This window comes from Bacteroidia bacterium, from assembly GCA_026932145.1.
Lineage (GTDB): Bacteria > Bacteroidota > Bacteroidia > J057 > JAIXKT01 > JAIXKT01.
This window is the reverse complement of record JAIXKT010000043.1, coordinates 31,795-43,259: the sequence shown is the minus strand read 5'-3', so window position 1 is coordinate 43,259 and position 11,465 is coordinate 31,795. Positions and strand designations below refer to the sequence as shown.

9 protein-coding genes are annotated in these 11,465 nt (G+C 39.1%); 6 read left to right on the top strand and 3 right to left on the bottom strand.

The features are described 5' to 3' along the window. Positions 1-37: 37 nt before the first annotated feature. From LC115_09655 to LC115_09645, 3 genes are all read left to right on the top strand, one after another. Complete coding sequence (locus LC115_09655; GenBank protein ID MCZ2356929.1) at positions 38-802, top strand: IS5 family transposase; 765 nt, start codon at positions 38-40, stop codon at positions 800-802. A 71-nt stretch (positions 803-873) separates the two neighbouring features. Continuing rightward, entirely contained in the window at positions 874-1,167 is a 294-nt protein-coding gene (locus LC115_09650; protein MCZ2356928.1) for a hypothetical protein, read from the top strand. Between the two features lie 6 nt (positions 1,168-1,173). Beyond that, a complete protein-coding gene (locus tag LC115_09645) occupies positions 1,174-2,136 on the top strand; it encodes a peptidoglycan DD-metalloendopeptidase family protein (GenBank protein MCZ2356927.1) in 963 nt (320 codons plus the stop codon). Here LC115_09645 and LC115_09640 read toward each other — a convergent pair. Beyond that, positions 2,133-3,086 carry a VWA domain-containing protein gene (locus tag LC115_09640; GenBank protein ID MCZ2356926.1) on the bottom strand — a complete coding sequence of 318 codons (954 nt, stop codon included), beginning with the start codon at positions 3,084-3,086 and terminating at the stop codon, positions 2,133-2,135. The two genes, LC115_09645 and LC115_09640, sit on opposite strands and share 4 nt — an antisense overlap. Before the next feature lie 81 nt (positions 3,087-3,167). Further along, positions 3,168-5,669: a sodium-translocating pyrophosphatase gene (locus tag LC115_09635; protein MCZ2356925.1), complete on the bottom strand. Its 2,502-nt coding sequence runs from the start codon at positions 5,667-5,669 to the stop codon at positions 3,168-3,170. 265 nt (positions 5,670-5,934) lie between these two features. On the opposite strand from LC115_09635, the gene trxA reads away from it, so the two are divergent. Then, entirely contained in the window at positions 5,935-6,249 is a 315-nt protein-coding gene (gene trxA, locus LC115_09630) for a thioredoxin (protein ID MCZ2356924.1), read from the top strand. 73 nt (positions 6,250-6,322) lie between these two features. Here the strand turns inward: trxA and LC115_09625 are convergent, their stop codons facing one another. Next, on the bottom strand, positions 6,323-7,087 hold the full coding sequence (locus tag LC115_09625; GenBank protein MCZ2356923.1) for a hypothetical protein: 765 nt from the start codon (positions 7,085-7,087) through the stop codon (positions 6,323-6,325). 303 nt (positions 7,088-7,390) lie between these two features. Here LC115_09625 and LC115_09620 point away from each other — a divergent pair, with 303 nt between their 5' ends. Together LC115_09620 and LC115_09615 are read left to right on the top strand one after the other, a co-directional pair. Further along, positions 7,391-8,269 carry a pirin family protein gene (locus tag LC115_09620; GenBank protein ID MCZ2356922.1) on the top strand — a complete coding sequence of 293 codons (879 nt, stop codon included), beginning with the start codon at positions 7,391-7,393 and terminating at the stop codon, positions 8,267-8,269. Positions 8,270-8,584: 315 nt separating this feature from the next. Continuing rightward, positions 8,585-11,458 carry an outer membrane beta-barrel protein gene (locus tag LC115_09615; GenBank protein ID MCZ2356921.1) on the top strand — a complete coding sequence of 958 codons (2,874 nt, stop codon included), beginning with the start codon at positions 8,585-8,587 and terminating at the stop codon, positions 11,456-11,458. Positions 11,459-11,465 lie beyond the last annotated feature (7 nt).

Sequence of the window (11,465 nt, the reverse complement as noted above, 5' to 3'; positions counted from 1 at the left end):
GTATATTGCTGATTATTAATCAGATAATTAAGCAAGTATGAAAGCCTACCCAACCAACCTAACTGATATTCAGTACGAAGCTATTGAAAAAATAGTAAATGATAACAGGAAAAGAAAGCATCCTTTAAGATGTATTGTAGACGCATTATTGTACATCACCAAAACTGGTGTTCAATGGAGATTGCTGCCTAAAGATTTCCCTAAGTGGCAACTCGTTTATTATTATTTCAGAAAATGGACAGCAGAAGGGCTTATTGAAGAAATACATGATTTTTTGCGTGATAAGTTAAGAAAGGAAAAAGGAAAACATGTTTCACCAAGTCTTGGATTAATTGATAGTCAAACTGTTAAAACTTGTTCTTTCTCGTTATCAAACGGTTATGACGGAAACAAGAAAATTAAAGGAAGAAAAAGACATATTATTACTGACACATTCGGATTTATTATAGCTATTGTGATTCATAACGCTGATATTCAGGACAGAGAAGGAGCTAAATATGTTCTTGAAGAATTAAGATATAAGTACCCTAGATTGACAAAAATATTGGCAGATCAAGGTTATACCGGTAACTTAGCTGAATGGATTTTAAAAAGTTTGAATTACACTTTGGAAATTGTAAAAAAAGTGGCAGGAATTAGTGGATTTAATGTCTTACCCAAGAGATGGATAGTTGAACGAACTTTTGGATGGCTTGGTTTTCAACGAAGATTGGTTAATGACTATGAATTCCACCCCGAATGCAGTACAAGCTTTGTGCACTTAGCTATGATTAGAATTATGCTTAACAGAATAAAAAAATAAATTTTAAACAACCTCTTAGCAAAGCAAAAAAATTATACCTTTGTGGTTACGCATATTAAATACCGGAAAAAATGGAAACTACAAAACTAACTGATGAACAGTTATACCTTGTGTTAGAAGAAGCCTTTCGCCGAGCAACACACGATAAGGATTTCCGCAATCGGTGCTTAGAGAACCCTAAACATGCAATTCATGAGTTATCCGGCAAGGAACTTCCTGATAATATTGAAATTAGCTTTGTGGAATCCAATAAAGGTAATCATATTGGCCGCGAGTTAGATTTAGACCAACTTGATTCTATTTGCGGCGGAGCTGGGTTTACCACTACTGCTGTAAAAAGAAAACTATGTTTTACCTTACAGTAAATTCTGATGAATTTACTGAACTACAAACGCGAGATTTACCACTATAATCCGGTAACTTGCTCCTACGAAAAAGAAGTACGTGATTGGAAATATTATTTAAAACGAGCAGCATTTTATCTGTCTGCCGGTGTAGGAGTAGCTGTTTTCTGGATAGTTCTGTACTATCTGTTTACAGACAGCAATAGGGAGGCTATGCTACACCACAAGATTAACCAGTTAGAAACAGCCATTGACCAATACAATGAAAAATATACTGAATTAGAGGATGCCGTCGCTGCCTTAGATGCCAAAGATGCTGATTTATACAAGTTTATTCTAAATACAGACCGATTAGATAAAGAAGAAGTTGTTCAGCAAATTACTGATTCTACCCTTAGCGGAGATATTACCAAAGAAGGAATTAATGCTATTGCTGAAAAAATAGATGCTATCCATGCGCAGGTAAAACAGTTAAGTGATAAAAATGCGTTAATTTTAGAACTGACAAAGATGAAAAAGGAGGAATTACGCTCTATACCGGCAGTTCGCCCCATTCAATCAGAGATAATTTGCGGCTTTGGCCAGAAAAACCATCCGATACATAAAACCCAAATGCTACACCACGGCATTGATTTCAAAGCGGCTACGGGCACTCCGGTTCAAGCAGCAGGAGACGGAATCGTCCGTGAAGCAGGCACCAAAAAAGACGGACTCGGAAATGTGGTAATCATTCAACATCGTGCCGGCTATACTTCTGTTTATGCACACCTATCGAAAACCAACGTTTATCCCGGAAAATCCGTAAAACGAGGCGATGTTATTGGCCTATCTGGTAATACAGGGCTAAGTAAAGGCCCACATCTACACTTTGAAGTGCTAAAAAATAATGTCTATATTGACCCGTTAGACTTATTTTTACCCGACATGAACCCCAAAGAATACCAAGAAATGAAAGCTATTGCAGAAAAATCTATTGAATCTTTTGACTAACCTTCAATAGCTTGGTATGGTCTGGCAAAATAAATCCCTAAGCCAAGCAATATTGCTAAGACCAGAAAAAAAGCTCTAAGCGAAAAACTATCACGCTCATTATCAGAACTATTCAGGCTATAAACAAACTTATCTTCAATATTCACGAAGGCATTTTTGGGGGAAGTTGTGAGTGCTAAGGTTTGTTCATTAAAATATTTTTTGATTGGCTCAAAGCCGCTTAGCTGAGTCTTTGACAGAACTGGATCTCCGGTATTCAAAATATTCGGGATAAATCCTCCCTGCTCTGTACCAACAGCAACTGTCCAGATGATAGCTCCATCTTGCTTGAATCTATACAATATAGAAGCATAATTTTCTGGTTCTACTTCACCATCAGAGATAATAATAATGTTTGCTGCTTTTTCATTTTTTTGAGTAGCTGAAACAGTTCTTTTGTGCGCCAATAGCAAGGCTTGCCGCAGTTGAGCAGGCCCGGCAGCAAGTTCCTGCCCTGTAATTAGGTTGGTTAGCTGAATAGCCGCTGCACGGTCATGCGTTAAGGGAACCTGAACCAGAGCACTATTGCTAAACAAGATTACCCCGATCCTTGCCCCTGCCATTCGTTTTATGCTTGCTACAATAGCTTCTTTTGCTACCGAAATTCGGTTATGCGCAACGTCTTGGGTTTGCATACTTGCTGAAACATCCAACAAATACCACACAATCCTATCTGCTTGTTTATCACCTACTTTTTTTATATTGATGACTGGCTCTATCCATGCGAGTAATAATGAAACGAAAAGAAGCCCTCTCAGTAAGGTGCGCACAAGCGGAAAAGCGAGTCGAGTATTTTGCGGCAACCAGCTTAGAATGCCTAAGTGCCGTTTATGCAGCAAAAATAGCACCCCGCCAGCTAAAATAGCTAAACCCCAAGCAACAGCTATCCATTCAGGGTGCGCAAATTTCATATAGAAAACTTTAAATCTCTTCCAAACTCATTTTTGCCTTAAAGAGTTTAGAAGAGATTTCTAAAAAAACATTAAAAAGTTTTATTTAGGTGGGTTAGATTTGGGAGGGTTAGCCGGCGGAATTACCAATTTCTGTAAACCACCACTTTGAAGTTGCTTAGTTGGTGTACCGTTAGAAGAAATTTTCTTTAAGGTATTAGCACTTTCTTTTCCGCCCACAACTTGCAGCGGCTTGTTTTTCTTTTTGGAGGAATCCTGAGCAGCAAACATTGGAGCATCAGTACCAAAACTTATCTCCTGATTAAATGTTGGGTTCGTAGCTGCTAATGTGTAGGTATTTGTGTGAATATAGGAAGAATCTGATACCTTAGTTTGAGTAGATTTAGTCAAATTGGGAGCGATAACCAACGCAACAACAGACATTAGCTTAATCAGAATATTTAAAGACGGGCCGGAGGTATCTTTAAACGGGTCTCCAACGGTATCCCCAATAACGGCAGCTTTATGTGGGTCTGATCCTTTGTAGAATTTTTTTCCGTTAATGATAACACCTTCTTCAAAGCTTTTTTTAGCGTTATCCCAAGCTCCGCCGGCATTGGATTGGAATATTGCCATTAAAACGCCTGTAACGGTGACTCCGGCTAACAAACCGCCCAATGACTCTGGGCCTAACAGAGGAAAGTAAGCAACTACAACCGGCACAATGACGGCCAACAGCCCCGGCGCAATCATCTGACGGACGGCTGCAACCGTAGATATTTCAACACATCTACCATACTGGGCTACACCGTCTGCTTTGTGAAATATTTCTTGGTCAGCAGCAGTCCACTGAGAAAGCTCTTTGCCTTCATTTTTTTTCATTACTTTAATAGCGTTCGCAAGAGCCGGAATTTCTCTAAACTGGCGGCGTACCTCTTCTATCATAGCCATAGCGGCTCTGCCTACGGCGTTCATCGCCATTGCAGAAAAAACAAAAGGCAACATACCCCCTATAAACAAGCCAGCCATAACATTTGCCTTAGAAATATCTATTGTTTTGATATTGGCAGAAGTCATAAAAGCTCCAAAAAGAGCTAATGCCGTTAAAGCGGCTGAGGCAATAGCAAAACCTTTTCCGATAGCGGCAGTAGTATTTCCTACCGAATCCAATTTATCAGTGCGGCTACGTACTTCCTTAGGAAGGTCTGACATCTCTGCAATACCTCCGGCATTATCGGAAATCGGACCATAAGCATCAACAGCAAGTTGTATGCCCGTAGTAGCCAACATCCCTACTGCTGCAATAGCAATACCGTACAAACCACCAAAATGAAAAGCTCCAATGATTGAAATAGCAATTAACAAAACAGGAATTGCCGTGGACATCATCCCAACACCTAATCCAGCGATAATATTAGTAGCCGGACCGGTAGAAGATTGACGAACGATAGAAAGCACGGGGGTACGTCCTGTAGCAGTATAATATTCGGTAACAACGCCCACTAAAACACCGGCCACCAAACCAATAACTGTGGCGATAAAAATACCCGTTGAAGTATATTGCGTAAATTCACCCGCTGCGTTATACAATGGATCGTTGTATCTCCATGATTCAGGAAGCATCCACTTGATAATGAACCATGATGCAATTAGCATTAGGCCGGCTGCGCCAAAACTACCAATATTCAAAGCCATTTGCGGGTTACCACCTTCTTTTACTCGAACAAAAAAAGTACCTATTATAGAAAGAATAATTCCGATACCGCATAAAACTAACGGAAGCATTACCGCAGATAAACCACTAAAATTATCTACAAAGTCAGAGCCGATGAATGCAGCACCCAACACCATTGTGCCAACAATAGCGCCTACATAGGATTCAAACAAGTCTGCACCCATACCGGCTACGTCGCCAACGTTATCACCAACGTTATCGGCGATAGTAGCTGGATTTAAGGGATGATCTTCAGGGATACCGGCTTCAACTTTTCCCACTAAGTCTGCCCCTACGTCAGCCGCTTTTGTATAAATACCGCCGCCTACACGCGCAAACAACGCAATAGAAGATGCCCCAAAGGAAAAACCGGTAACAATAGTTATTACTTTATTGACGGAAGCTGCGCTTTCAAGTCCGTAAATGCTTCCAACAACCAAAAAACTCAGCCCAAGTCCTAATACTCCTAAACCAACTACCCCCATTCCCATAACAGAGCCACCGGCAAAAGCAATTTCTAAGGCTTTACCAAGTGATTGGCGTGCAGCAGAAGTAGTACGGTAATTTGCCTGAGTGGCTACCGACATCCCAATGTAACCGGCAGTAGCAGAGCAAGTTGCACCAAGTGCAAAACAAATTCCGATAACCCAAGAAGAATGCTCATTATTTGCTGTAACACCTAATAAAACAGCTACACACAAGACAAATATCGCTAATACCTGATATTCAGCTTTTAAAAAAGCTAATGCTCCCTCTGCGATATAACCCCCTATCTGCTGAATGCGCTCTGTACCCGGATCTTGAGTCTTAATCCATGCCGCCTTCCATAGCGTATAGAGCAAAGCAAGCACCCCAAAAATAGGAACGCCAAACAATATAACTTTATCCATAAATGTAGTTTATGTAAGATTTGGGACAAAGATACAAATTACAGTGTCATTTTTGGGACAAACTGTCGTTTTTTGCCTTAAAATCACAGTTATTTCAAAACTATTCTAAAATCCACAAACCACCATCTATAGAATGATATTATTATTCTCAATTTGGAAAAGTTTATCAAAAACCATAAAAATATTAAAACCTAATTCTCTTTCTATAAAAAGGGAACATTTTATCTTGTTAAGCTGTTTGGATTAATATAGACATATTGTATTTATGCAATCAACAACTGTAAAGACTACTTTTTCAGACCTTATTAACTCAGAAAAACCGGTATTGGTAGATTTTTTTGCTACATGGTGTGGACCCTGTAAAATGATGTCTCCAATTCTGGAAGAGTTAAAGAATACTGTAGGGGATAGTGCTTCTATCGTTAAAATAGACGTAGATAAGAATCCGGCTATTGCACAAGCATATCAGATACAGGGAGTTCCAACTCTTATTTTGTTTAAAGATGGCCAGATTAAATGGCGGCAGTCCGGAGTTGTATCTGCCGCACAACTGCAAACTATCATTCAACGCTTTGCTTAAAAAGTTAAAAAGTATTAAAAAAGGCTGCCTGATTATCAGGTAGCCTTTTTAGTTTAAGATTCAACTTCTATTTTTAGAACTTATACCCTAAACGGATTCCGGTCAAAACGGAAGGAGTTAAATTAAAAGAGCTTGCTCCTTGGGAGGTTACTACGGTGTTTGTTCCGCTAGCATCTTTGGTAGTACGCTCTATTTTAGAGGCTTTGGAGGCTACAAATCCCCAACCAAATTCGGCACCTAAGTAAACATTGGGGATGAAGTAAAAGTCTGCTCCGGCAACTCCCCGCACCCCAAAGTCAAAACCGCCTCTGGCACCGCCATTTGCCCAACCTCCTTTGTAATCAATAGAGAGGTCTTTTACATAAGCACTGCCATCGCTATTTTCGGTTTTTTGGGAAGCAGAACGAATTCCGATTAGTAAGTCTGCGCCCACATAGGTAGATAGCCTGTTAGTTCCAGCAAAGTGTTTTTCAAAGCCGGGCATTAAGGAGATACCCATAGAACTTTGTTTAGCAGTGCCCGTTGCGCCGGAACCATCCGGATTCTCGGCAAAGTTGTCCCGTGTATTTGATGCAGAAATATTTAACCCTGCTCGAATAGCCATAGAAGAACTCAAAAAATAACGACCCCGAATCTGGTTCATTCCATTATTTAACGAAAATGGATTCCCTGAACTCGCTCCACTTCCATGAAATAAACCTAAGTTAAATAAATTCAGATTTATTTCCGCAGTAATACTTCCTGCATCCGGCTTCATTGAATTGTCGGATTCTTGTGCTAACGCTCCTTGTGCTAAACAAGCAGCAAACACCATTGCTAAAAACGATTTTTTACTCATAAAATGTTTTTTTAAGATAAAATAGAAGTAACAAAAATGATACCAATTTTTGACAAAACCATACCAAGTTATCAACACAAGAAGTGCCGTCGGTAGGTAGTATCCCTTTTTGTTAAATTCATCGGATTTTGGATAAAGCCGATTTAACAATCCTTTGCTAAAAAGATAAATAAGCAGTTAGTTATCTCCCTGCCAAATATCCATAAAAAACTTACTGAAAATCAAGACATTAACGTTATCGGAACTTTCTGCGCAGAATAGCTATTTATAAACCAATATAAAAGTTTTTTAAGGTTTAATATTATGGCAATAAAAACAGTGGAATTGGTGGCAAGCCCAAGAGAGCCGCATTATGTAGGCGATGGGTTTAGGGTTCATAATTTTATTCCAAGCCTCCCCCCTTTAAGTATGCAACGGATGAGCCCGATTATTATGTTGGACTATAATGCTAAATTTTATTTTCCCCCAAGTGAAACTCCAAGGGGAGTTGGGGTACATCCGCATCGGGGCTTTGAAACAGTAACTATCGCGTACAAAGGAAGGATAGAACACCACGATAGTAGTGGCGGTGGTGGCATTATTGGCGAAGGTGATGTACAATGGATGACGGCAGCAAGCGGCGTACTTCACAAAGAATACCACGAAAAAGAATGGAGCAAAAAAGGCGGCGATTTCCAAATGGTGCAACTTTGGATTAATCTACCGGCAAAAGATAAAATGACCCACCCAAAATATCAAGCTATTGAAAATACCAAAATGAATCGCTATATCCTGGATAATAACGCCGGTGAAATTGAAGTAATAGCAGGTAACTATAAAGGAGTGGAAGGTAATGCCACAACATTTACACCTTTACATCTGTTTAATGCTAAAATAAAAAAAGGAACGACAGCAAATTTTAATTTTCCTAAAAACTTTAATACAGCATTACTGGTAATTGAAGGCAGCATCGTAGTAAATGATACCGAAAATGCGCCCACAGATAATTTTGTTTTAATGAAAAATGATGGCGAAGATTTTAGCGTTAAAGCAACAGAAAACGCAATAGTATTGGTATTAAGCGGGGAGCCTATCAATGAGCCAATTGCCGCCCACGGACCTTTTGTAATGAATACACGCCAAGAATTAATGCAGGCATTTAATGACTTTAATCAAGGTAAATTTGGCTATTTAGAAGACTAATCTTTGGGTTATTTGCCCAAAAAACTTGATTAACACTTTACTATCCTACCTAAATTTTAGATAGCTTGATTTTAAGGATAATACCCGCAAAATTAATTACTTAATTATCATTCAGCAAGTTATACATTCATGTATTCTGAACAATAATTAACTTTATACCTATTTTTAGGTATTTTTGCGCCTTAGCAATAAAGATTAATAATCTTTACGCTTATAACTAAGGTGTGAAGTTACTTCTTTTTTGCCAACTTTTATTCTATCATATTTTTTGAACCCAATTTATGCTCCTTCTTTTACACTTAATATACCAATAATATGCATAAAAAACGCTTCTACCTAAATGCTTATAGCTGGATTTTTATTTTGATGTGTTTTGGGAATTTACTGTTTGCGCAGCAAAGAGGAGTTCTTACTGGTGTTGTGCAGGATGCGCAGGCTAAAGATCAAAAACTAATTGGGGCAACTGTTATTTTGAGAAATGCTACTGATTCAACCCAAATAGCGGGTATTCAAACGGATACCGTAGGTCGCTTTTCAATTCAGATACCCAAAGGAGATTCATGGTTATTGAACGTACGTTATGTAGGTTATCTATCTTATTGGCAGCTCATTAAGCGCTCTGAAATAGGAAAACCAATTATTATTCGCCTAAGCCAAGACACAACAATTCGTCAAGGTGTTGTTATTGAAGAGAGGCAAATTCGCGTTCAGCAAAAAGAAGATACCGTTGAATATCATGCTGATAGCTATAAAACGAAACCGGATGCAAATGTGGAAGATCTTGTAACCAAGATGCCGGGTATTACCAATGAATCCGGAACTATCAAGGCACAAGGAGAGGTTATTAAAAAAGTAACAATTAACGGGCAAGATTTTTTCGGCGATGATGCCACAATGGCACTTCGGAATCTACCTGCCGAAATCGTTGATAGAGTTCAAGTATATGACCGTGCGAGCGACCAATCGTCATTCACCGGCTTTGATGACGGAAATTCCACCAAAAGCATTAATATCATCACGAAATCTGCAAAAGATCAAGGAACTTTTGGGAAAGTATATGCCGGTGGCGGCTCTGATGACCACTATCAAGCTGGAGCGAACATCAATTTATTTAAACAGAAACGGCGTTTTTCTGTATTGGGGATGAGCAACAACATAAACCAGCAGAATTTTTCGATGCAAGATTTAACCGGAGCCTTAGGTGGTGGCGGTGGCTATATGATGGGCGGTGGTCCTATGCGCCCATCCGGTGGGCCACCGCCAAATCACGCCAGACCCTCTAACCCATTTAACCCAGAAGCCTCATCCCCAAGTGAACTTTCTAACTTCTTGTCAAGCCCACTAAGCGGAATATCAACCAGCCATGCAGTAGCCTTAAACTATGGCAATAGCTGGAAAAAAATCGCTTTTGCAGGAAGTTATTTCGGCAGTTATATTAAAAATAATGCAAACCAATCGCTGAATCGCTCTTTCTTCTCAACAGGTGATTCTGCCTTGACATACCAAGAGTTAATGTCCCAGATAACTGATAATCAAAATCATAGAGCAAATGTTCGAATAGATTTTCAAATAGATTCACTTAATTCAATTATTTATACCGGCAAAGTTGCTTGGCAGCAAAGCCATACTAATACTGGTACAATAGCCCAAAATCGCTTCCCTACCCAGCTACTTAGCACTTCTTCAAATCATTCAGATGCATTACTGAATGCTTTTTCACAATCTCATTCTTTATTATGGAGAAAAAAATTCTCACTTAGAGGTAGAACACTTTCTGTATTAATGAATTGGGACGGTAGCCAAAAACCTTCAAAAAATACACAAACAACCCAAAATCACTTTTATTACCAAAACACAGATTCTGTGTATGCAACCACATGGCCCAAAGAAGGAGACCTTACTTCCCAAAGCCCTACAATGAACATTACTTATACAGAACCGATAAAATCCTGGGGATTATTACAACTTTCTGCTCAATCTGCTTTAAATAATAACTTTAACAAAGCGACAACTTTCATTAGTCAGTCAGATTCCGTTATAGCTAAAGCCATTGACACCACACTTAGCAATACATATTCTTTAAATTTTGATAAGCATACTTTTGGTAGTACAGTTCGGTTTAAAAACACCAAATACACCGGCTTTTTTGGCCTAAACTACCAAGCGAGTGTTTTAAGTGATCGCCAAGATTTCCCTAACCAGAATGCGAACCAGCGGATTTATCATAACATTTTGCCCAACGCTATGGTAAATATTAAGTTTTCAGCGAATAGTAATCTTCGTTTGGTGTATCGTACAATGCTCAACCAACCGGGATTTCAGCAGATGCAGGAGCTTTTAAATAACGCTAATCCGGTAATGCTTTCTATCGGAAATAGAGATTTAAAGCCGGAATTTACCCACTTTCTGGTTGCAAGATATGGCTACACCAATCCCAAAACCGCGAAGAGCTTATTCTTCTTTTCAATGTTTCGGATAGTGCAAAACTATGTTGGAAGCCAGACTATTTTTTCCTCTAATGAACCTACTATAGTGCGTGGATTAACAGTTCAGCCAAATGTGCAGCTATCATTACCTCAAAATTTAAGCGGATATCGTTTTTTCCGTTCGATGCTTACCTATGCTTTACCGGTTATTCCTATTAAATGTAACTTAAACCTAAATCTTTCGCTGGCATACACACGCACGCCCGGCTTGCTAAATACCAAACAGAATTTTTCTACCAGCTATACAATTACCTCTGGAGGAGTTTTGAGTTCAAATATTTCTGAAAAAGTAGATTTTACTTTGTCGGTATCTCCGTCTTATACAATAGCATTGAACCAGCTTCAGCCGAGCCGAAATAACAATTATTTTTCTTCTATAAATAGCTTACGTGCAAATGAATTGGTTTGGAAACGTTTTGTGCTCAGTCAGGAAGTAGCTCATACAGCTTATTTTGGGCTTTCTCCGGGCTATAACCCCCAGTTTTGGCTAATTGGTTTAGGCTTTGGAACACAATTTTTCAAAAATAACGCCGGTGAACTGAAACTTACGGTATTTGATGTGTTAAAACAAAATAACGCTGTTTCCAGAGTTGTGTCAGATGTCTATGTGGACGATATTCGGACCAATGTTCTTACACGCTATGTAATGCTTACGTTTACGTATCGGTTACGAAAATTTAATACCCCTCAGCAGCCCGGATAAAAATTAA

Excerpts from the sequence above, each read along its gene's own strand:
- LC115_09625 (MCZ2356923.1), bottom strand. The coding sequence starts at position 7,087 with ATGAGTAAAAAATCGTTTTTAGCAATGGTGTTTGCTGCTTGTTTAGCA.
- LC115_09640 (MCZ2356926.1), bottom strand. The coding sequence starts at position 3,086 with ATGAAATTTGCGCACCCTGAATGGATAGCTGTTGCTTGGGGTTTAGCT.
- LC115_09620 (MCZ2356922.1), top strand. The coding sequence starts at position 7,391 with ATGGCAATAAAAACAGTGGAATTGGTGGCAAGCCCAAGAGAGCCGCAT.
- LC115_09635 (MCZ2356925.1), bottom strand. The coding sequence starts at position 5,669 with ATGGATAAAGTTATATTGTTTGGCGTTCCTATTTTTGGGGTGCTTGCT.
- LC115_09645 (MCZ2356927.1), top strand. The coding sequence starts at position 1,174 with ATGAATTTACTGAACTACAAACGCGAGATTTACCACTATAATCCGGTA.
- LC115_09615 (MCZ2356921.1), top strand. The coding sequence starts at position 8,585 with ATGCATAAAAAACGCTTCTACCTAAATGCTTATAGCTGGATTTTTATT.
- trxA (MCZ2356924.1), top strand. The coding sequence starts at position 5,935 with ATGCAATCAACAACTGTAAAGACTACTTTTTCAGACCTTATTAACTCA.
- LC115_09650 (MCZ2356928.1), top strand. The coding sequence starts at position 874 with ATGGAAACTACAAAACTAACTGATGAACAGTTATACCTTGTGTTAGAA.
- LC115_09655 (MCZ2356929.1), top strand. The coding sequence starts at position 38 with ATGAAAGCCTACCCAACCAACCTAACTGATATTCAGTACGAAGCTATT.